The organism is Pseudomonas sp. SH10-3B, assembly GCF_019891415.1.
Classification (GTDB): Bacteria; Pseudomonadota; Gammaproteobacteria; order Pseudomonadales; family Pseudomonadaceae; genus Aquipseudomonas.
In genome coordinates, this window is the sequence record NZ_JAFLXD010000021.1 from 20,716 (window position 1) to 42,574 (window position 21,859).

Annotated in this window: 18 protein-coding genes and 1 pseudogene; 13 read left to right on the forward strand and 6 right to left on the reverse strand. The window is 61.7% G+C overall.

What is annotated here, in order from left to right; translation table 11 throughout:
• The first annotated feature begins 68 nt into the window (after positions 1-68).
• The gene (locus J1G35_RS16840; protein ID WP_053131027.1) at positions 69-515 is read left to right on the forward strand and encodes a response regulator; all 447 of its coding nucleotides are present in this window, start codon (positions 69-71) and stop codon (positions 513-515) included.
• Positions 516-630: 115 nt separating this feature from the next.
• Here J1G35_RS16840 and J1G35_RS16845 read toward each other — a convergent pair whose 3' ends face one another.
• Positions 631-2,808 (reverse strand): malate synthase G, encoded by a 2,178-nt coding sequence (locus tag J1G35_RS16845; RefSeq protein ID WP_053131030.1) that lies wholly within the window; start codon positions 2,806-2,808, stop codon positions 631-633.
• A 266-nt stretch (positions 2,809-3,074) separates the two neighbouring features.
• Between J1G35_RS16845 and J1G35_RS16850 the strand changes: the two genes are divergently transcribed.
• Positions 3,075-3,587, forward strand: coding sequence for an ACT domain-containing protein (locus J1G35_RS16850; protein WP_223015496.1), 513 nt, complete (start codon positions 3,075-3,077; stop codon positions 3,585-3,587).
• 111 nt (positions 3,588-3,698) lie between these two features.
• Here J1G35_RS16850 and rarD read toward each other — a convergent pair whose 3' ends face one another.
• A complete protein-coding gene (rarD, locus tag J1G35_RS16855) occupies positions 3,699-4,583 on the reverse strand; it encodes an EamA family transporter RarD (RefSeq protein ID WP_223015497.1) in 885 nt (294 codons plus the stop codon).
• Between the two features lie 85 nt (positions 4,584-4,668).
• Between rarD and J1G35_RS30965 the strand changes: the two are divergent.
• A pseudogene (locus J1G35_RS30965) lies at positions 4,669-4,755 on the forward strand (outer membrane lipoprotein carrier protein LolA); the annotation flags it as partial.
• Positions 4,756-4,771: 16 nt separating this feature from the next.
• Here J1G35_RS30965 and J1G35_RS16860 read toward each other — a convergent pair.
• From J1G35_RS16860 to J1G35_RS16875, 4 genes are all read right to left on the reverse strand, one after another.
• On the reverse strand, positions 4,772-5,746 hold the full coding sequence (locus J1G35_RS16860; RefSeq protein ID WP_053131039.1) for a serine/threonine protein kinase: 975 nt from the start codon (positions 5,744-5,746) through the stop codon (positions 4,772-4,774).
• A 165-nt stretch (positions 5,747-5,911) separates the two neighbouring features.
• Entirely contained in the window at positions 5,912-7,810 is a 1,899-nt protein-coding gene (locus J1G35_RS16865) for a PhoX family phosphatase (RefSeq protein WP_053131041.1), read from the reverse strand.
• A 79-nt stretch (positions 7,811-7,889) separates the two neighbouring features.
• The gene (locus J1G35_RS16870) at positions 7,890-8,654 is read right to left on the reverse strand and encodes a TOBE domain-containing protein (RefSeq protein ID WP_223015498.1); all 765 of its coding nucleotides are present in this window, start codon (positions 8,652-8,654) and stop codon (positions 7,890-7,892) included.
• Between the two features lie 57 nt (positions 8,655-8,711).
• A complete protein-coding gene (locus J1G35_RS16875) occupies positions 8,712-9,449 on the reverse strand; it encodes a ComF family protein (protein WP_223015499.1) in 738 nt (245 codons plus the stop codon).
• A 92-nt stretch (positions 9,450-9,541) separates the two neighbouring features.
• Between J1G35_RS16875 and bioB the strand changes: the two genes are divergently transcribed.
• From bioB to J1G35_RS16925, 10 genes are all read left to right on the forward strand, one after another.
• On the forward strand, positions 9,542-10,597 hold the full coding sequence (gene bioB / locus J1G35_RS16880; protein ID WP_010207025.1) for a biotin synthase BioB: 1,056 nt from the start codon (positions 9,542-9,544) through the stop codon (positions 10,595-10,597).
• Between the two features lie 83 nt (positions 10,598-10,680).
• Entirely contained in the window at positions 10,681-11,862 is a 1,182-nt protein-coding gene (gene bioF, locus J1G35_RS16885; protein WP_223015500.1) for an 8-amino-7-oxononanoate synthase, read from the forward strand.
• Positions 11,855-12,586, forward strand: coding sequence for an alpha/beta fold hydrolase (locus tag J1G35_RS16890; RefSeq protein WP_223015501.1), 732 nt, complete (start codon positions 11,855-11,857; stop codon positions 12,584-12,586). Before bioF ends, J1G35_RS16890 begins: the two co-directional genes overlap by 8 nt.
• Entirely contained in the window at positions 12,579-13,391 is an 813-nt protein-coding gene (gene bioC / locus J1G35_RS16895) for a malonyl-ACP O-methyltransferase BioC (RefSeq protein WP_223015502.1), read from the forward strand. The genes J1G35_RS16890 and bioC overlap by 8 nt, the downstream gene beginning before the upstream one ends.
• Positions 13,388-14,068, forward strand: a complete 681-nt coding sequence (gene bioD / locus J1G35_RS16900; protein ID WP_223015503.1) for a dethiobiotin synthase — start codon at positions 13,388-13,390, stop codon at positions 14,066-14,068. The genes bioC and bioD overlap by 4 nt, the downstream gene beginning before the upstream one ends.
• 106 nt (positions 14,069-14,174) lie before the next feature.
• Positions 14,175-14,456 (forward strand): hypothetical protein, encoded by a 282-nt coding sequence (locus tag J1G35_RS16905; protein WP_053131056.1) that lies wholly within the window; start codon positions 14,175-14,177, stop codon positions 14,454-14,456.
• A 252-nt stretch (positions 14,457-14,708) separates the two neighbouring features.
• Entirely contained in the window at positions 14,709-16,514 is a 1,806-nt protein-coding gene (locus J1G35_RS16910) for a phenylacyl-CoA dehydrogenase (RefSeq protein ID WP_053131060.1), read from the forward strand.
• 203 nt (positions 16,515-16,717) lie between these two features.
• Complete coding sequence (locus tag J1G35_RS16915; RefSeq protein WP_053131063.1) at positions 16,718-18,007, forward strand: GGDEF domain-containing protein; 1,290 nt, start codon at positions 16,718-16,720, stop codon at positions 18,005-18,007.
• A gap of 90 nt (positions 18,008-18,097) precedes the next feature.
• The gene (locus tag J1G35_RS16920) at positions 18,098-19,867 is read left to right on the forward strand and encodes an acyl-CoA dehydrogenase C-terminal domain-containing protein (protein ID WP_223015504.1); all 1,770 of its coding nucleotides are present in this window, start codon (positions 18,098-18,100) and stop codon (positions 19,865-19,867) included.
• Between the two features lie 122 nt (positions 19,868-19,989).
• On the forward strand, positions 19,990-21,768 hold the full coding sequence (locus J1G35_RS16925) for an acyl-CoA dehydrogenase C-terminal domain-containing protein (RefSeq protein ID WP_223015505.1): 1,779 nt from the start codon (positions 19,990-19,992) through the stop codon (positions 21,766-21,768).
• Positions 21,769-21,859 lie beyond the last annotated feature (91 nt).

Below are 21,859 nucleotides of genomic sequence, written 5' to 3' on the forward strand. Positions count from 1 at the left end.
CATTGATCGCCCTTCCGCAGATGTCTGACGAGTGTGCTGGGAGATTGACGAAAACTGCTGAGAAACGTATGTCCGACCACGATATTTTGAGTGATGCCGAGCGCGAGGCGCTGAGCGCCGTGATGCTGGAGCCTGATTTACCGCCACAACGCGTGTTGATTGTTGACGATGACAAGGACGCGCGGGAACTGTTGGCGGAGATCTTGGGGTTGGACGGTATTCGCTGCATGACTGCCGAAAGTGGTGAGGCTGCGTGGAGTTTGTTGAAATCCAGCAGCTCCATCGGTTTGCTGATCACCGATCTGCGCATGAAACCCAGCAGCGGTCTGGAGTTGATCAAGCAGGTGCGCGAATCCACTCGCGCCGCGTTGCCCATCATCATCATGTCGGGGGACGCCGAAGCGCCGGATGTGATTGATGCGATGCATTTGAGCGTGGTGGATTTTCTGTTGAAGCCGATCGACAGCGTGAAGTTGGCGAAGCTGGTCAAGCGCGAGTTGGGGATGGCTTCCTGATTTTGCGGTGTCTGTACGCGCCTCATCGGGAGCAAGCCCCCTCCCACAGTTGACCGCGTACATCCAGCACCGCCCCAAAGAAAAAGCCCTGATCTCACGATCAGGGCTTTTTCATTTACAGGCCGTTTTTAGCCTTGAACTCCCGACGCCGACGGTGCAACACCGGCTCGGTATAGCCATTCGGCTGCTTAGTCCCTTCAATCACCAGCTCCACCGCTGCCTGGAATGCGATGTTGCTGTCGAAATCCGGCGCCAGCGGACGGTACAACGCATCCCCTGCATTCTGGCGGTCCACCACCGGCGCCATGCGCTTGAGGCTTTCCATCACCTGGGCTTCGGTGACGATGCCGTGGCGCAACCAGTTGGCGATGTGCTGGCTGGAGATGCGCAGGGTGGCGCGGTCTTCCATCAGGCCGACGTCGTTGATGTCCGGCACTTTCGAGCAGCCCACGCCTTGGTCGATCCAGCGCACGACATAGCCGAGGATGCCCTGGGCGTTGTTGTCCAGTTCGTTGCGGATTTCTTCCTCGGACCAGTCGGTGTTGCTGGCCAGAGGAATGGTCAGGATGTCGTCTACCGACGCGCGCTCGCGCTTGGCCAGTTCGGCCTGGCGCGCGAACACGTCGACCTTGTGGTAGTGCAGCGCGTGCAGTGCGGCGGCCGTTGGCGATGGCACCCAGGCGGTGTTGGCGCCGGCCAGCGGATGGGCGATTTTCTGCTCAAGCATCGCCGCCATCAGGTCGGGCATCGCCCACATGCCTTTACCGATCTGTGCACGGCCTTGCAGGCCGGTGCTCAAGCCGATATCGACGTTCCAGTTCTCGTAGGCGCCGATCCATTTTTCCGCCTTCATCGCGGCCTTGCGCACCATCGCGCCGGCTTCCATGGAGGTGTGGATTTCGTCACCGGTACGGTCGAGGAAGCCGGTATTGATAAACACCACGCGCTCGCTGGCGGCCTTGATGCAGGCCTTGAGGTTGACCGTGGTGCGGCGCTCCTCGTCCATGATCCCGACCTTGAGGGTGTTGCGCGGCAGGTTCAGCACGTCTTCGATGCGGCCGAACAGCTCGTTGGTGAACGCGGCTTCTTCCGGGCCGTGCATCTTCGGCTTCACGATGTAGACCGAACCGGTGCGGCTGTTCTTGCGCGTGTTGTTGCCGTTGAGGCTGTGGATCGCCGCCAGGCTGGTGAGCAGGCCGTCGAGGATGCCTTCCGGTACTTCGTTGCCGTCTTTGTCGAGGATCGCGTCGATGGTCATCAAGTGGCCAACGTTACGCACGAACAGCAGCGAACGGCCGTGCAGCGTCACGTCCTGGCCGTCGACGCCGGTGTAGACGCGGTCGGCGTTCATGGTGCGGGTGAAGGTCTTGCCGCCCTTGGCCACTTCTTCGGCCAGGTCGCCCTTCATCAGGCCGAGCCAGTTGCGGTAGATCACCACTTTGTCATCGGCATCGACGGCGGCGACGGAGTCTTCACAGTCCATGATGGTGGTCAGCGCGGCTTCCATCAGCACGTCTTTGACGCCGGCGGCATCGGTCTGGCCGACCGGGGTGCTGGCGTCGATCTGGATTTCGAAGTGCAGGCCGTTGTGTTTCAGCAGGATCGCAATCGGCTCGGCTGCAGGGCCCTGGAAACCGATCAACTGGGCGTCGTCACGCAGGCCGCTGTTGCTGCCGCCTTTGAGGCTGACGATCAGCTTGCCGTCGGCGATCTTGTAGCCGGTGGAATCGACGTGGCTGCCGGCGCTCAGTGGCGCGGCTTCGTCGAGGAAGGCACGGGCGAAGGCAATGACCTTGTCGCCACGCACTTTGTTGTAGCCCTTGCCCTTCTCGGCGCCGTCGGCTTCGCTGATGGCGTCGGTGCCATACAGCGCGTCGTACAGCGAGCCCCAACGCGCATTGGAAGCGTTGAGGGCGAAGCGGGCGTTCATCACCGGCACCACCAGCTGCGGGCCGGCCATGCGGGCGATCTCGTCATCGACGTTTTGGGTCGAGGCCTGGAAGTCTGCGGCTTCTGGCAGCAGGTATCCGATGTCTTGCAGGAAGGCTTTGTAGGCCACCGGGTCATGGGCCTGGCCGGCGTGGGTCTGGTGCCAGGTATCGATCCGCGCCTGGAAATCGTCGCGTTTGGCGAGTAGGGCTTTGTTCTTCGGCGCCAGGTCGTGGATGACCTTGTCGGCGCCGGCCCAGAACTGGTCGGCCGTGATGCCGGTACCGGGAATGGCTTCGTTGTTCACGAAGTCGAACAGGACTTTGGCGACCTGCAGGCCACCGACTTGAACGTGTTCAGTCATTGCTTGCCTCACTCTGCGGAGCTTATGCGCTGTTTCAGATTTTCATTATGTAGTGCACGGGATGGCATACTACATGATGACTTGCGGTTGTGAAAATTAGACTAAATACGTCGTTTAGCGACCCACTTTGGTCGTACGGTCACAGCGGAGAACCGGATGTTCTCAAAAAACTATTGGATTGTTCCAGATAAAAATAAAAATGGTACACGATTTGTTTTCGCGGGCTTCCGAGTCCACCTTGTAGATTGAATTCAGAGGGCGTCGCCATGGACCATCTTGTACTCACTATTATCGCCGCCGACAAACCCGGCCTGGTGGAACGCATCGCGCAGAACATTGCGGCCCACGGCGGCAATTGGCTGGAAAGCCGAATGGCGCATATGGCCGGGCAGTTTGCCGGGATCCTGCGGGTCAGTGTTCCTGCGGAGAGCCGTCAGGCGTTGGTAGGGGCGCTGGAAGACTTATCCACCCATGGCATTCGCGTGCTGGTAGGAGAGGGCAGCACCGGCCAGGCATCGGCTTCCAAACCGATTGTGATGACCTTGGTCGGCAATGACCGCTCGGGCATCGTGCGTGAGATTACCGCGCTGTTGAGCAAGCAGGGCGTGAACCTGGAACGCCTGAGCACCGATGTGCGGCCGGCCCCGATGAGCGGTGATCCGCTGTTCAATGCCGAGGCGTTATTGCAGGTGCCCGCGACGCTGTCCCTGGATAAGTTGCAGGCGTCGCTGGAAACCTTGGCGGATGACCTGATGGTGGAACTGCGCGCCGAGGAATGATTGGTCCACAAGGTTATGCATGGAAATCTTGCATGGGCCTGTGGATAACCTTTGGGTGAATGTCTGCAAGCCACGCTGGCTGTGGCTTACAGAGGCTTGTACGTTATTTGATCAGCGCTTGCGCACGGTGAGCCAGGCGTCCACGCTGTAGACCACCAGGCCTGCCCAGATAAAGGCGAAGGCGATCAGCGTGCTTGGCGCCAGCTGTTCGCCGAACAGCAGCACGGCTTCCAGCAACACCAGGGTCGGTGCCACATACTGCAAAAAGCCTAAGGCGGTGTAGGGCAAATGCCGCGCGGCGGCGTTGAAGCACACCAGCGGGATCAGGGTCACCGGGCCTGCGGCCACCAGCCACCAGGCTTCGGAAGTGCTCCAGAAGGCCAACTGCGCACTATGGGCCGAGGGGTTGAACAGCAACCACGCGACAGCAATCGGCACCAGCATCCAGGTTTCCACCACCAGCCCCGGCAGTGCCTTGACCGGCGCCTGCTTGCGGATCAGGCCGTAGAAACCGAAGGTCAGCGCCAGCACCAACGACACCCATGGCAAGCTGCCCACCTGCCATACCTGCTGCGCCACCCCCACAGCGGCGAGTGCCACGGCCACCCATTGCAGGCGACGCAGGCGCTCGCCGAGGAGCAGCATGCCCAGCAGCACATTCACCAGCGGGTTGATGTAGTAACCCAGGCTCGCTTCGAGCATGCGCCCGCTGTTGACCGACCACACATAGGTCAGCCAGTTACCGGCGATCAACGAGCCGCTGAGTGCCAGGATTGCCAGGCGCTTGGGGTTGTCGCGCAATTCGCGGAACCAGCCGGGGTGCTTCCACACCATCAACAGCAAACCACCGAACAGCGCCGACCAGAGCACCCGGTGCACGATGATTTCGGCGGCGGGCACACTGGCGATGGCTTTGAAGTAGAGCGGGAACAGACCCCAGATGACATAGGCGCTGAGGCCCAGGATGTACCCCTTGCGGGGGTTGGCGGCTTGCATTCGGAGTCCTTGCTTAGGCAGCTAACAAAGCGCGATTGTAAGGATATTTGTCAACCAATGGGATTACCCTTCTGTAGGAGCGGGCTTGCTCGCGAAGATCGTTAACGATAACGCGGGCATCCTGACCGCACGCGGCGCCCTCAGGTTTTTCGCGAGCAAGCTCGCTCCTACAGGAGCGAGCGGCGATTTCAGAAGAGTTTGAGGGGTTCTTCGTTGAGCGCTGAGAGCTGCTCACGCAACGCCAGCACTTGGTCGCCCCAGTACCGCTCGCTGCCGAACCACGGGAAGCTGTGGGGGAACGCGGGGTCATCCCAGCGCCGTGCCAGCCAGGCGCTGTAGTGCATCAGGCGCAATGCGCGCAGCGGTTCGATCAGCGCCAGTTCGCGCGGGTCGAAATCGTGGAATTCCTGGTAGCCGTCCATCAGTTCCGACAGCTGGCCCAGGCATTCCTGGCGATCACCGGCAAGCATCATCCACAAGTCCTGCACCGCCGGGCCCATGCGGCAGTCGTCGAGGTCGACGATGTGGAACATCTCATCGCGGCACATCATGTTGCCGGGGTGGCAATCGCCGTGCATGCGGATGTTCTTGTGCGGCGTGGCTTTGTAGACCTCTTCCACACGCTTGAGCAGGTCGCGCGCCACGGACTCGTAGGCCGGCAGCAGGCTCTTGGGAATGAAATTGCCTTCGAGCAGGGTGGTGAGGGAGTCGTGGCCGAAGTTCTTCACACCCAAGGCTTCGCGGTGTTCGAACGGGCGGGTAGACCCCACGGCGTGCAAGCGGCCGAGTAGCTGCCCAAGGCGATAAAGCTGGTCAAGGTTGCCCGGCTCCGGTGCACGGCCGCCACGGCGAGGGAACAAGGTGAAGCGGAAACCCGCGTGTTCGAACAGGCTTTCGCCGTTATGAATCATCGGCGCGACCACTGGCACTTCGCATTCGGCCAACTCGAAGGTGAAACGGTGCTCTTCGAGGATCGCTTCGTTGGTCCAGCGCTGGGGACGGTAGAACTTGGCGATCAGCGGTTCGGAGTCTTCGATGCCTACCTGATACACGCGGTTTTCGTAGCTGTTGAGCGCCAGAACGCGAGCATCGCTGAGGAAACCGATGCTTTCGACAGCGTCGAGTACCAGGTCGGGGGTGAGTGTTTCAAACGGATGGGCCATGCGAACTCCTGCGCGCAGCAGGTCGCCGCGTCCGGCCGGGTATGGTAACGCTGTAGGAGCGAGCTTGCTCGCGAAAAACCTGAGCGCGCAGTGGGGTGTCAGGTTCCGCTGCGTTATCGTTGACGATCTTCGCGGGCAAGCCCGCTCCTACAGTGGGGCGGTCTATCAGGCGCCGACAATCCCGCCATCGTCCCGCCGAATCGCCATCACCGACGAACGCGGCTTGCCATTCGGCAGGTGTTCCGGCCAGGTCGAACCACCGGTTTCGCCTGGGTGCTGAATCCCCACAAACAGGGTTTTCTGATCCGGCGAGAAGCTGATGCCCGTCACCTCACAGGCCACCGGCCCAACCATGAAACGACGGATTTCCCCGGTGCTTGGGTCGGCGCAGAGCATCTGGTTGTTGCCCATGCCAGCAAAGTCGCCGGCGTTGCTGTAGTCGCCATCGGTGAGAATCCACAGACGCCCGGCCTTGTCGAACCCCAGGCCATCGGGGCTGTTGAACATGTTCTGCGGGTTGATGTTCGACGAGCCGCCTTTTGGCGTGCCGGCATGCGCGCCCGGGTTGCCGGCCACCACAAACAGGTCCCAGCTGAAGTCCGCTGCGCCGTGGTCATCGGCGTTGGCCTTCCAGCGCAGGATCTGGCCGTAGACGTTTTTCTCACGCGGGTTGGGCCCGCCCACCGGTTGGCCGTCTTCGCCGCGCTTGGCGTTGTTGGTCAGGGTGCAATAGACCTGGCCGTCGGTAGGGCTGACCACGATCCATTCCGGGCGGTCCATGCGTGTGGCTTTCACCACACTGGCGGCCAGGCGTGCGTGGATCAGCACTTCGGCCTGGCTGGCGAAGCCGGTGCTGGCGTCGATGCCGTTTTTGCCATGGGTCAGCTCGACCCATTGCCCTTTGCCTTTCGGATGATCGGCGTTGCCATCGCCCGCATCGAAGATGGCCACGTACAAGGTGCCGTGGTCGAGCAGGTCTTTGTTGGCCTTGGGGTTCTTGTGGTTGATCTTGTCGCGGCTGACGAATTTGTAGATGAACTCGCCGCGCTCGTCGTCGCCCATGTACACCACGGCGCGGCCGTCACGGGTTTCTGCAAGGGCGGCGTTCTCGTGCTTGAAACGGCCCAGGGCGGTGCGTTTGGCCGGGGTGGATTGCGGGTCGAACGGGTCGATTTCCACTACCCAGCCGTGGCGGTTGAGTTCGTTGGGGTTCTTGGCCATGTCGAAGCGCGGGTCGTGCAGGTGCCAGTTGATCTCTTTGCTGGCGGCCACCACGCCGTAGCGTTTCTGCCCGGCATCGAAGCTTTGCTGTGGGTTGCTGCTGCCGAAGCAGTCGGTGAAGTTCTCTTCGCAGGTCAGGTAAGTGCCCCATGGGGTCTTGCCGTTGGCGCAGTTCTGGAAGGTGCCGAGGACTTTTTTGCCCGACTTGTCGGCGCTGGTTTTCAACCATTCGTGGCCGGCGGCGGGGCCGCTCAGGCGGATCGGTGAGTTGCCGTGGATGCGGCGGTTGTAGCGCGAGTCCTGGACGAATTGCCAGGTGTCACCTTTGCGCCGCACTTCGATCACCGACACGCCTTCGCTGGCCTGGGCCTTGTGCACGTCTTCGGCCGATTGCGGCGCGCCGCCGTGGGCGTAGAGGTAGCGGTAGTTGGTGTATTCGTTGTTGATCGCCATCAGCGCGCGGTTGTCGTCGCCGGGGAAGGCGAACAGGCTCATGCCGTCGTTGTTGTCGCCGAACTGCTGTTCCTGGGCTTTGGCGGTGCCGTTGCCGGACGGGTCGAAGGCCGGGGCGCTCTTGTGCAGCGGTTGGCCCCAACTGATCAGCACCGAGGCGCTGTAACCCGGCGGCAGGGTGATGGTGTCGCTGGTGGCGGCGGCGATGCTGGCAAAGCCCAGCAACGGGCTGGCGGACGCGGCGTTGACGGCCAGTGCGCTGCGGCTCAGCAGGTTGCCGCCGAGGAACATCGCCGCACCACAGAGGGCGCCGGCACCGATAAAGCGGCGGCGGGTGAGGCCAACCATCTGTTCGAGGTCGGTGGCTTGGTTTTCTTCTAATAGGCTCATATCAGGCTCCCTGCGGTTTTTGCAGACACCTTAAGGAGCGGGCGTGACGAAATTGTTGCAGTTTGACGCGCCGTGCCGCTTAGACCGGCGTGCCGAGCAGTACATTGCTGGGCGCAAATTGCACCTGGAGCGTGCGACCCACGGTGGCGTCCAAGGCCTGGAGCACGGCGGGCTGCGCCAAGGCGCATAAAACCTGGCCGTTGGGCAGGGCGATGCGCACTTCGCTGGGGCCGTCCTCGGCGGCGAGAATCGCGTCTACGGTCCCCTTCATGCAATTGTGTCCAGGTGTTGCAGGCGTATCCAGCGCCAGTAATTCCAACCAGCCGGCCTTGATCAGCGCGACAACTTCCACGCCGGGTTCCAGATCCAGCCGTTGCGTGCTGTCGTGGGTGATTTGTGCTTGCAGGGTCAGCCCGCCGGCCAGTTGCAGATGGATCAGGTCGTTGCGGCCATGGGACTCGATGGCGATCACTTGCCCGTGCAACTGGTTGCGCGCGCTGGTGCGCAGCATCAAGCGGCCAAGCAGGTTGAAGTCGCTGGCGGCTTCATCCGAGCCGAGCACTTCGGCCTGCAACACTTGCAGGCGCTGGTAGAGGCGCAATACCCGTTCACCCTCGGCCGTGAGTTTGGCGCCGCCGCCGCCCTTGCCGCCGACGCTGCGCTCCACCAATGGCTTTTGCGCCAGGTTATTCAGTTCATCGATGGCGTCCCAGGCGGCCTTGTAGCTCAATCCGGCGCTTTTGGCGGCGCGGGTGATTGAGCCTTGCTCGGCAATATGCCCGAGCAAGGCGATGCGCTGGGGGCGGCGCAGGATATGTTGGCTGAGGGACGTCGGCAGGGACATGGGGACACACTTCAATGAGATGCGCCGACGTTGCCGCCCTGGCGCACGGGAGTCAAGTCAGGCGCCGGGTTTGGGGGTGCGGGCCAGGCAGTACACATCGACCTGCCGCGCGCCAGCGTTCATTAACAACCGCGCCAGGCTGTGGGCGGTGGCGCCGGTGGTGAGCACGTCGTCCACCAACGCAAAGTGCCGGTCTTGCACCTGGGCATCGCCGGCCAAGGCGAAGGCGCCCAGCAGGTTGCGTTTGCGGGTCTTGGCGTCGAGGTGTTGTTGCGCCACGGTTTCATGGGGGCGTAACAACAGATGTTCATCATATTCGATGCTCAGGTCTGCGCTCAGCCAGCGTGCCAGCATCAGGGCCTGGTTGTAGCCACGTTCGCGCAGGCGCTTGCGGGCCATGGGCACCGGCAACAGGCAGTCGGGTCGCGTGAGTTCGGCATTGTCGAAGCGATGCTGCAGGTGTTGCCCCAGCAGGTGACCCAGCAGATGCCCCAGTGGCCAGCGTGCCTGGTGCTTGAAGCGGCTGATCAAGGTGTCGACGGGAAAGCTGTAGGCCCAGGGCGCGATCACCTGTTTAAACACGGGCGGGTGTTTCTGGCATTCGCCGCAGACCAGACCGTCCATCGGCAACGGTAAGGCGCACACCGTGCAGTGCTCCATGAGCCATGGCAGTTCGATTTCGCAGGCGTTGCAGATAAAATCGGCGGTTCCCGTGCGTTCATCGCAGATTAAACAGGGTTGGTTGTTTTTTAGCCAGATGTAAACTTCGTGTTTGTATCTCGGTTGACAGTGCATGAATCTTCCTTAAATATGCCGAGCATCCGTGTCGTGCCTGTGGGTATTGCCCTTCCCGCAGCGCTTGCCAAAGCATAATCAAGGAATCGCCCATGAGCGCCAGCACCACCGCCACCTTGCGTCACGATTGGTCCTTAGCCGAAGTCAAAGCGTTGTTCGTGCAACCGTTCAATGACCTGTTGTTCCAGGCGCAGACCGTGCACCGCGCGCACTTCGATGCCAACCGTGTCCAGGTGTCGACCCTGCTGTCGATCAAGACCGGTGCCTGCCCGGAAGATTGCAAATATTGTCCGCAGTCGGGCCACTACAACACTGGCCTGGAAAAAGAAAAGCTGATGGAAGTGCAGAAGGTCCTCGAAGAGGCCGCCCGCGCCAAGGCCATCGGTTCGACCCGTTTCTGCATGGGCGCCGCCTGGAAACACCCATCGGCCAAAGACATGCCCTATGTGCTGCAGATGGTCAAAGGCGTGAAAGCCATGGGCCTGGAAACCTGCATGACCCTTGGCCGTCTCGACCAGGATCAGACCGAAGCCCTGGCCCAGGCTGGCCTCGATTACTACAACCACAACCTCGATACGTCGCCGGAGTTCTACGGCAGCATCATCACCACCCGTACCTACAGCGAGCGCCTGCAAACCCTGGCCTACGTGCGTGAGTCGGGCATGAAGATCTGCTCCGGCGGCATCCTTGGCATGGGCGAGTCCCTCGACGACCGCGCCAACCTGCTGATCCAGTTGGCCAACCTGCCGGAGCATCCGGAGTCGGTGCCGATCAACATGCTGGTGAAAGTCGCCGGTACACCGCTGGAAAACGCCGAGGACATCGACCCGTTCGATTTCATCCGCATGCTCGCCGTGGCGCGCATCCTGATGCCGCAATCCCACGTGCGGCTGTCCGCCGGCCGTGAAGCGATGAACGAGCAGATGCAGGCCCTGGCGTTTTTCGCCGGTGCCAACTCGATTTTCTACGGCGACAAACTGCTGACCACTGCCAACCCGCAGGCCGACAAGGACATGCAACTGTTCTCGCGCCTGGGCATCCTGCCGGAAGCCCGTGAAGAGCACGCCGATGAAGTCCACCAAGCGGCGATTGAGCAGGCGTTGGTAGAGCAGAAAAGCAGCGAGCAGTTCTACAACGCCGTTGTTTGATTGAAATGCGGTTCAAGTGTGGGAGAGGGCAAGCCCCCTCCCACCTGTTTTGACCGAGTTGAACCTGCCACCCCGAGGCCTGCATGTCTTTTGATCTCTCCGCGCGCCTCGCTGCCCGCCGTGCCGAACACCTTTACCGTCAACGTCCGCTGCTTCAGAGCCCTCAAGGCCCGGAAGTGGTGGTCGACGGCCAAGCCCTCCTGGCGTTCTGCAATAACGATTACCTGGGCCTGGCCAATCACCCGCAAGTGATCGAGGCGTGGCGCGCCGGGGCGTCCCGTTGGGGCGTGGGCGGCGGTGCTTCGCACCTGGTGGTCGGGCATGCCACGCCGCACCATGAGCTGGAAGAGGCACTGGCCGATCTCACTGGTCGCCCGCGTGCGTTGCTGTTTACCACCGGCTATATGGCCAACCTCGGTGCGGTCACGGCATTGGTGGGGCAGGGCGATACGGTGCTGGAAGACCGTCTCAACCATGCTTCGCTGCTGGATGCCGGTTTGCTGTCCGGTGCGCGCTTCAATCGCTACCTGCACAACGACGCGACCAGCCTGGCCAAGCGCCTGGAGAAAGCCAGCGGCAATACGCTGGTGGTCACCGATGGCGTGTTCAGCATGGACGGCGATCTGGCCGACCTGCCGGCATTGGCCCGTGAAACCAGGGCCAAAGGCGCCTGGTTGATGGTCGATGATGCCCATGGCTTTGGTCCGCTCGGGGCTAATGGTGGCGGGATCGTCGAGCATTTCGGCTTGAGCCAGGATGACGTGCCGGTCCTGGTCGGCACCCTGGGTAAGGCGTTCGGCACCGCCGGGGCATTTGTGGCGGGCAGTGAGGATTTGATCGAGAGTCTGATCCAGTTCGCCCGGCCGTATATCTACACCACCAGCCAACCGCCGGCGCTGGCCTGCGCCACCCTTAAAAGCCTGGAATTGCTACGCACCGAACATTGGCGGCGCGAGCACCTCAACGGCCTGATTCGTCAGTTTCGCCAGGGCGCCGAGCAGCTTGGCTTGGACTTGATGGACAGCTTTACACCGATCCAGCCGATCCTGATCGGCGACAGTGCCACAGCCATGCGCCTGTCGCAGATGCTGCGTGAGCGTGGCCTGATGGTCACGGCGATCCGCCCGCCCACCGTGCCTGCCGGCAGCGCGCGCTTGCGCGTGACCTTGACCGCAGCCCACAGCGAGGCGCAGGTGCAGCTATTGTTAAACGCATTGGAAGCGTGTTTCCGCTTGCTTGGCGCCACGGAGCCCGACCATGCGTGATCGACTGATCTTGCTGCCCGGCTGGGGCCTCGGCGTATCGCCGCTGGAGCCATTGGCCGCCGCCTTGCGTGGCCTGGACGAACACCTGCAGGTGCAGATCGAGCCGTTGCCGGCGCTGGATTCCAGCGACCTCGATGAATGGCTCGACGAACTCGACGCCACGCTGCCCGACAACGCCTGGCTGGGCGGCTGGTCCCTGGGCGGCATGCTTGCTGCCGAGCTGGCGGCGCGGCGCGGCGAGCGTTGCTGCGGCTTGCTGACCCTGGCGAGCAACCCGTGTTTTGTCGCCCACGACGGCTGGCCCCACGCGATGCCCGCCGAGACTTTCGATGCATTCCTGGCTGGCTGCCACGCCGATTCCCAAGTCACCCTCAAGCGCTTCGGCCTGTTGTGCGCCAAAGGCGCCGAAGACCCGCGCGGACTGTCGCGCCTGCTGGTCAGTGGCGCGCCGAATTCAGCGTCCAGCGTGTTGATGCCCGGCCTGGAACTGTTGGCCCAACTGGATACCCGCGAAGCCTTACTGGCCTATCGCGGCCCACAGTTGCATCTGTTCGCCGGCATGGACGGATTGGTACCTGCCGAAGCCGCCAGCGACCTGCTGACGTTGCTGCCTGATGTAGAGGTCGGCCTGATTGAACAGGCTGGTCACGCTTTTCTTCTGGAAGACCCCCACGGTGTAGCGGGGGCCATCCAGGCTTTTTTGCATGAGTGCGTTGATGACTGATTTATCCCTTCCCCCACTGCCGGGCGCCTTGCCGGACAAGCGCCAGGTGGCGGCGTCGTTTTCCCGTGCGGCGGCCAGTTATGACAGCGTCGCCGAGTTGCAGCGGGCGGTGGGGCATGAACTGCTGGCCCGTCTGCCCTCAGCGTGTGCGCCACGGCGTTGGCTGGATATGGGCTGCGGCACGGGTTATTTCAGCCGGGTGCTGGGTGAGTTGCTGCCGGCCAGCCAAGGTGTGGCACTGGATATTGCTGAAGGCATGCTTGATCACGCACGGCCTTTGGGCGGTGCTGAGCATTTCATCGCGGGTGATGCCGAGCGTCTGCCGTTGAAGGATGGCAGCTGCGGGCTGATTTTCTCCAGCCTGGCAGTGCAGTGGTGTGCGGATTTTGAGGCGGTGCTCAGCGAGGCGTATCGCGTGCTGCAACCGGGTGGGGTGCTGGGGTTCGCCAGTTTGTGCGTCGGCACGTTGGATGAGTTGCGCGAAAGCTGGCGGGCGGCGGATGGCCTGGTGCACGTCAATCGCTTCCGCACCTTCGAGGCGTACCAGCAGTTGTGCGCGGCCAGCGGTTTGCGGGTGCTCAGCCTGGAGCGGCGTGCCCATGTGTTGCATTACCCGGATGTGCGCAGCCTGACCCATGAGCTCAAGGCGCTGGGTGCGCACAATCTCAACCCGGGCCGCCCCGGTGGGTTGACGGGCCGTGCGCGGATTGTTGCACTGGTAGACGCCTACGAGCAGTTCCGTCAGGTCGAGGGACTGCCGGCCACTTATCAAGTGGTGTACGCCGTCCTGGAGAAGCCCCTATGAGCGCCGCCTATTTCATCACCGGTACCGATACGGATGTCGGCAAGACCACCATCGCCGCAGGTCTCCTGCATGCCGCCCGGCAAGCCGGCAAAAGCACTGCCGCTGGAAAACCCGTGGCTTCCGGCTGCGCAGTTACGCCAAAGGGGCTGCGCAACGCCGATGCTCTGGCGCTGCTGGCCGAATGTTCATTGCCGTTGACTTATGCCGAGGTCAATCCGGTGGCGTTCGAACCCGCCATCGCCCCCCATCTGGCCGCACGAGAGGCAGGCATTGCGCTGACGGTGCAGTCGTTGTTGAAACCCATGCAGCAGATCCTGGCGCGTCAGGCGGACTTCACCCTCATCGAAGGCGCCGGCGGTTGGCGCGTGCCGCTGGCCGACCAGGACAACCTGTCGGACCTGGCCATGGCGCTGCAATTGCCGGTGATCCTGGTGGTGGGCGTGCGCCTGGGTTGCATCAGCCATGCCTTGCTGACTGCCGAAGCCATCGCCCGGGACGGTTTGTCCTTGGCCGGTTGGGTGGCGAATATCATCGACCCCAAGACCTCTCGTCTGGAAGAGAACCTCGCGACCCTGGCCGAACGCTTGCCCGCGCCGTGCCTGGGCCGGGTGCCGAAGCTAAAGCGCGCCGGGGCCGAGGCGGTGGCGGAGTACCTGCAACTGGACCTGCTTGACTGATTCTAGCTATCGATAAGGCATTATGCCATTAGTGTTTTTAACGGGCTTTTTGCCAGCATGTCTGCTTCAATTCAACTTCACGATTCTCTAAAGGCAGGTTAAAGCCATGGAAATCTCTGGCAGCAGCGCGTTTTACTCGGGGCTGAGCACTATTCAGGCCGGGCAGAGCCGTGTCGACCAGGCCGCCGGCAGAATTGCCAGCACCGCGACCACTCAGCCGTCGGACGCACAGAGCGACCGGCTGCAAGCCAATGACCGCGCCCAGCCGACGAATTCGGCGAGCAATATGGTGGAAATGGCCCAAGGCAAGTTTCAAGTGGAGTTGGGCGCCAAGGTCGCCAAGGCTTCAGACGAAATGCTCGGTACCCTGATCGACACCTTCGCTTAACCCCTCTTTCGTCTGACCGGCTTCTTCCTGAGGCTGGTCACCCCTGTGCAATCCTCCATTTTCTTCTGAACCGCTTGTGGCATCCCGCCGCAGGCCTCGCCATGCCTGCCAGTGACCCGCGTCATGACAAACGGTGTCTGGACGACGCTTGACATCCCCAGGTCGTAAACGTATGTTTCAAACACCTGTTTGACCGCCATAACAAATCCACGCGGTTGTTCATTCCAGATACATCAGCAGAGGTTTATCGCTATGCCTGACTACAAGGCCCCCTTGCGTGATATTCGCTTCGTTCGTGACGAACTGCTCGGCTATGAAGCGCACTATCAGAGCCTGCCGGCTTGCCAGGACGCTACCCCGGACATGGTTGACGCCATCCTCGAAGAAGGCGCCAAGTTCTGTGAGCAAGTGCTGGCACCGTTGAACCGCGTGGGTGACATCGAAGGGTGCACCTGGAGTGAGTCTGGCGTTAAAACCCCTGCTGGTTTCAAAGAAGCCTATAAACAATTCGTCGAAGGCGGCTGGCCAAGCCTGGCCCACGACGTTGAGCACGGTGGCCAAGGCCTGCCGGAATCCCTGGGCCTGGCTGTGAGCGAAATGGTCGGCGAAGCCAACTGGTCGTGGGGCATGTACCCGGGCCTGTCCCATGGTGCGATGAACACCATTTCCGAGCACGGCACCCCTGAGCAGCAAGAGGCTTACCTGACCAAGCTGGTGTCGGGCGAATGGACCGGCACCATGTGCCTGACCGAGCCACACTGCGGCACCGACCTGGGCATGCTGCGCACCAAGGCCGAGCCTCAGGCCGACGGTTCCTACAAAGTCTCCGGCACCAAGATCTTCATCTCGGCCGGTGAACACGACATGGCCGACAACATCGTCCACATCGTGCTGGCCCGCCTGCCGGACGCGCCGGCCGGTACCAAAGGCATCTCGCTGTTTATCGTGCCGAAATTCCTGCCTGAAGCCGATGGTTCGATCGGTGCACGCAACGCGGTGAGCTGCGGTTCCCTGGAACACAAGATGGGTATCCACGGCAACGCCACCTGCGTGATGAACTTCGACGCGGCCACCGGTTTCCTGATCGGCCCGGCGAACAAAGGCCTGAACTGCATGTTCACCTTTATGAACACCGCGCGCCTGGGCACTGCGCTGCAAGGCCTGGCCCACGCTGAGATCGGCTTCCAGGGCGGCCTGAAATATGCCCGCGATCGCCTGCAGATGCGCTCCCTGACTGGCCCGAAAGCGCCGGAAAAGGCCGCTGACCCGATCATCGTGCACCCCGACGTGCGCCGCATGCTGCTGACCATGAAAGCCTTCGCCGAAGGTAACCGTGCGATGGTGTACTTCACTGCCAAGCAAGTGGACATCGTCAAGTACGGCACCGACGACGAGGCCAAGAAACAGGCCGACGGCCTGCTGGCATTCATGACCCCGATTGCCAAGGCGTTCATGACCGAAGTCGGTTTTGAATCCGCCAACCACGGCGTGCAGATCTATGGCGGCCACGGCTTTATCGCCGAGTGGGGCATGGAGCAGAACGTTCGCGACAGCCGTATCTCCATGCTGTACGAAGGCACCACCGGCATCCAGGCGCTGGACCTGCTCGGCCGTAAAGTGCTGATGACCCAGGGCGAAGCGCTCAAGGGCTTCACCAAGATCGTGCACAAGTTCTGCCAGGCCAACGAAGGCAACGAAGCGGTCAAGGAGTTCGTGACACCGCTGGCTGCGCTGAACAAAGAGTGGGGCGAGTTGACCATGAAGGTCGGCATGGCCGCGATGAAAGACCGTGAAGAAGTGGGTGCCGCCTCGGTGGATTACCTGATGTACTCCGGTTACGCCTGCCTGGCTTACTTCTGGGCCGACATGGCGCGCCTGGCTGCCGAAAAACTGGCTGCCGGCACCAGCGAAGAAGCGTTCTACACCGCCAAGCTGCAAACCGCGCGCTTCTACTTCCAGCGCATCCTGCCGCGTACCCGTACCCACGTGGCTACCATGCTGTCGGGCGCCAGCAACCTGATGGACATGAAAGAAGAAGACTTCGGCCTGGCTTACTAAGCCTTACCGGGTTCACCTGAAACCGTCGCTTCCTGTGGGAGCGGCGGTTTTTTCATGGGGGATAAAAAACACAGTGCAGCATTCAGGGATTGCCGTCGGCTGCCGTTACAGTGATGGCAATGTGATACACGACGGGCAGGTTGTGTTTAACTGTCCGAATCAAGGCACAGTGCCATCATCTTTTGCGGGTCGGAGTTTTACCCTTGTCACGCGTGTCTGCTTTACGTTTCAGTCACTTTCTTCCTTCGTTGCTGCTGTTGCTGGCCGGGCTCTCGGCTGCGTACGTCAAGGACCTCAGCGTCTTCTTCACCTCGCTGTTCAACGTATTGCCGACGCTGGTGCTGTTGCTGGGTGGTTCTTACTGCGCGGTTTACCGTCGTCAGCGTGAATTATTCCTGATGATCACGGTGTACATCGCCTACTTCCTGCTCGATACCCAGACCGACTTTTACCGCGACAATGGCCGCGTGCGCGAAGACGCGGCCGTGGTGTTTCATCTGTGTTGCCTGCTGTTGCCGCTGCTGTTCAGCATCTACGCGCTGTGGCAGGAGAAGACTCACCTGTTCCGCGACTTCGTTGCCCGTTGTGCGGTGCTGCTGGCAATCGGCAGCGTGGCGCTGGCCCTGGAGCAGAGTTATCCCCAGGCCGTGCTGAACTGGCTGGCGGAGATCCGCTGGCCGGCGCTGCATGGCACCTGGATGAGCCTGATCCAGCTGTCGTATCCCATGTTCCTGATCGGCTTCCTCACCCTGGCGGCCCAGTACTGGTATCAGCCGCGCCCACTGCATGCGGCGCAATTGGTGGGATTGCTGGGGTTGTTCTGGATGCTGCCGCAAACCTTCATCCTGCCGTTCACGCTGAATATCATGTGCAGCCAGGTGATGCTGATGATCGCTGCCGGCGTGGCGCACGAGGCGTATCAGATGGCGTTCCGTGACGAACTGACCGGCCTGCCGGGGCGCCGTGCCCTGAATGAACGCATGCAACGGCTGGGGCGCAACTATGTGCTGGCGATGACCGACGTCGATCACTTCAAGCGTTTCAACGACACCCATGGCCACGATGTGGGTGATCAGGTGCTGCGCCTGGTGGCGAGCAAGCTGTCCAAGGTCAATGGTGGCGGACGTGCCTACCGCTACGGCGGTGAAGAGTTCGCCGTGGTGTTCGCCGGCAAGACGTTGGATGAGTGCATGCCGCACCTGGAGGAAATCCGCGAGATCATCGCCAACTACGACATCAAGCTGCGCAATTCGGACCGGCCCCAGGATGATCAACAAGGCCGTCAACGCCGGGCGGGCAGCGGCGCGTCGAGTGTGTCGGTGACAGTCAGCATCGGCGTGGCCGAGCGCCAGATCGACCAGCGCACGTCCGAAGAGGTGCTCAAGTCCGCCGACCAGGCGCTGTACGCCGCCAAGGGCGCGGGGCGTAACTGCGTGGTCGCGGCCGGGCAAACTCGCCGTGGCGCGGTGCGCATGCAGGGCGCTGCCGGTTGAGTAATGGCGGTGTATTCAGCGTCTCGACAATGATTGTCCGAGGCGCTGGCCGGCAGTAGGTTGAAAGGATCTGCTGCCGGAGACATCGCCATGCCTGAGTACAAAGCTCCCCTGCGCGACATGCGCTTTCTGATCGACAACGTGTTTGATTTCCACGGCCACTACGCCGCGTTGGGCGCGACGGATGCCAGCCCGGACATGGTCAGTGCAATCCTCGAAGAAGGCGCGAAATTCTGCGAGAACGTGCTGTCGCCACTCAACCGCAGTGGTGATGAAGAGGGCTGCCATTTTGACAATGGCGTGGTGACCACGCCCAAGGGCTTCAAGGAAGCCTTCGCCCAGTACGTCGAGGGCGGCTGGCACGGCGTGGCGGCAGACCCGGCCTACGGTGGCCAGGGCCTGCCGCAATCGTTGGGCCTGGTGCTCAGCGAGATGATCGGCTCCAGCAACACCTCGTGGGGCATGTACCCGGGCCTGACCCACGGCGCGATGTCGGCGATCCACGCCCACGGCACCGCAGAGCAGAAGGCCACGTTCCTGAGCAAACTCACCGCCGGCGAGTGGACCGGCACCATGTGCCTGACCGAAGCCCATTGCGGCACCGACCTGGGCCTGATCAAGACCCGCGCCGTGCCCCAGGCGGATGGCAGCTACGCGATCACCGGCAGCAAGATCTTCATCTCGGCCGGTGAGCACGACATGAGCGCCAATATCATCCACCTGGTGCTGGCCAAGCTGCCGGATGCGCCGGCGGGCACCAAGGGTATCTCGTTGTTTATCGTGCCCAAGTTCCATGTCGATTCGGCTGAGCGCAATGCGGTGCACTGCGGCTCTATCGAGCACAAGATGGGCATCAAGGCCTCGGCCACCTGCGTGCTCAACTTCGACGGCGCCAAGGGCTTCTTGATTGGCGAGGCGAACAAAGGCCTCAACTGCATGTTCACCATGATGAACCACGCCCGCCTGGGCACCGGCATGCAGGGCCTGTGCAATGGCGAGGCGAGCTTCCAGGGCGCGATCAAATACGCCAACGACCGCCTGCAAATGCGTGCGCTGACCGGCGCCAAGGCCCCGGAGAAAGCCGCCGACCCGATCATCGTGCACCCCGATGTACGGCGCATGTTGCTGACCATGAAAGCCTTCAACGAAGGCAACCGCGCACTGACCTATTTCACGGCGCAGTTGCTCGACACCGCGCACCTTAGCCGCGACGCCGGCCAGCGCCAGGAGGCCGAAGATCTGTTGGCGTTCCTCACTCCCATCTGCAAAGCCTTTATGACCGACACCGGGCTGGAGGTGACCAACCACGGCATGCAGATATTCGGCGGCCATGGCTACATTCGTGAGTGGGGCATGGAGCAATTGGCGCGCGATGCGCGGATTGCGCCGATCTACGAAGGCACCAACGGTATCCAGGCCCTCGACCTGTTGGGGCGCAAGGTGCTGGGCAGCCAGGGCAAGCTGCTGCGCGGCTTTACCAAAATCGTGCATAAGTTTTGCGCGGCAAATGCCGAACATGCGCAGCTCAAGGCCTATGTGGCGCAGCTCAATCAACTCAATCAGGAATGGGGCGAGCTGACCACCCAGGTCGGTATGGCGGCTATGAAGAACCCGGATGAGGTGGGCGCAGCGGCTGTGGATTACTTGATGTACAGCGGTTACATCATCCTCGCCTACCTATGGCTGCGGATGGCCATTGCAGCGCTGGCGCACGATGACGCTGAGTTTGCCAAGGCCAAGCTTGCCACCTGCGATTTCTACTTCAAGCGCCTGCTGCCACGTACCGCAACCCATCGCGCCGCCGTGGAAGCGGGCAGCGAATGCCTGATGAGTCTGCCTGCGGAGTCGTTCGCGCTGTGATGACTCAAAAATACCAGCCAGTCACAAGTGGACCCTATGTGTCTGAAAAGTTGTTCGGGTACACTCGGAGCCTGTAAAACCGATCCCATCGAATCACTTTTCACGTTCTCACGAGGTTTGCCATGGCTGATTACAAAGCGCCGCTGCGTGATATGCGCTTCGTCCTCAACGAAGTCTTTGAGGTCGCCACCACTTGGGCCCAATTGCCGGCATTGGCAGACACCGTTGACGCCGAGACCGTAGAGGCCATCCTCGAAGAAGCCGGCAAGGTCACCGCCAAATCCATCGCCCCGCTCAGCCGCGGTGGCGATGAGCAGGGCTGCCGCTGGGATAACACCGCGGTGTTTACCCCGGATGGTTATCCACAGGCCTACAAAACCTATGCTGAAGGTGGCTGGGTCGGCGTCGGTGGCGATCCCGTGTTTGGCGGCATGGGCATGCCCAAGGCGGTGTCGGCCCAGGTTGAAGAGATGATCAACTCGTCGAGCCTGGCGTTCGGCCTGTACCCGATGCTGACCTCCGGGGCCTGCGTGTCGATCAACACTCACGCCAGCGAAGAACTCAAGGCCACCTATCTGCCGAAGATGTATTCCGGTGAGTGGGCCGGCTCCATGTGCCTGACGGAAGCACACGCCGGTACCGACCTGGGGATTATCCGCACCAAGGCCGAGCCGCAGGCAGACGGTTCCTACACGATCAGCGGGACCAAGATCTTTATCACTGGCGGTGAACATGACCTCACCGAGAACATCATTCACTTGGTGCTGGCCAAGTTGCCGGACGCACCGGCCGGGCCGAAGGGGATTTCGCTGTTCTTGGTGCCGAAGTTCATGGTCAACGCCGACGGCAGCCTGGGGGCGCGTAACCTGGTGAGCTGTGGCTCCATCGAGCACAAGATGGGTATCCAGGCGTCTGCGACCTGCGTGATGAATTTCGACGAAGCCGTGGGTTACCTGGTGGGTGAGCCCAACCGTGGGTTGGCGGCGATGTTTACCATGATGAATTACGAGCGTCTTGGCGTGGGTATTCAGGGCCTGGCGTCCGGCGAGCGTTCCTACCAGAACGCGATTGAATACGCGCGCGACCGCCTGCAAAGCCGTTCGCCGACCGGCGCCCAGGCCAAAGACAAAGTGGCCGACCCGATCATCGTCCACCCCGACGTGCGCCGTATGCTGCTGACCATGAAAGCCGCGAACGAAGGCGGCCGCGCGTTCTCCACCTACGTGGCGACGCAGTTGGACATCGCCAAGTTCAGTGAAGATGCCGCTGCCCGCGAGCGCGCCGATAACCTGGTGGCGTTGCTGACGCCGGTCGCCAAGGCGTTCCTCAGCGACTTGGGTCTGGAAACCACTGTGCTCGGCCAACAGGTATTTGGCGGCCACGGTTACATTCGTGAGTGGGGCCAGGAGCAACTGGTGCGTGATGTGCGCATCACCCAGATCTACGAAGGCACCAACGGCATTCAGGCGCTGGACTTGATGGGGCGCAAGATCGTCGGCAGTGGCGGTGCGTTCTACACCCTGTTCGCCGACGAGATTCGCCAATTCATCGCCTCGGCGGCACCTGGCCTGGCTGAGTTCACCAAGCCGCTGAGCGCGGCGGTGGACAACCTGGATGAGCTGACCGCCTGGGTGCTGGATCGCGCCAAAACCAACCCCAACGAGATTGGTGCGGCCTCGGTGGAGTATTTGCATGCGTTTGGATACATGGCCTACGCCTATATGTGGGCACGCATGGCTAAGGCTGCGTCGGGCAAAGAGGCTGAGGAAGACTTCTATGCCAGCAAGCTTGGCACCGCGCGCTTCTACTTTGCGCGACTGCTGCCGCGTATTCACTCGCTGAGTGCCTCGGTAAAAGCGGGGAGTGAATCACTGTTTTTGCTGGATGAGGCACTGTTCTAAGGGGTTGGAGGGCGTGTAAGCATTCTCTTACATGACGTACTGCTAATCGTCCTCTATCGCCAAATTGGATCCACGGATAATCTACTTCACA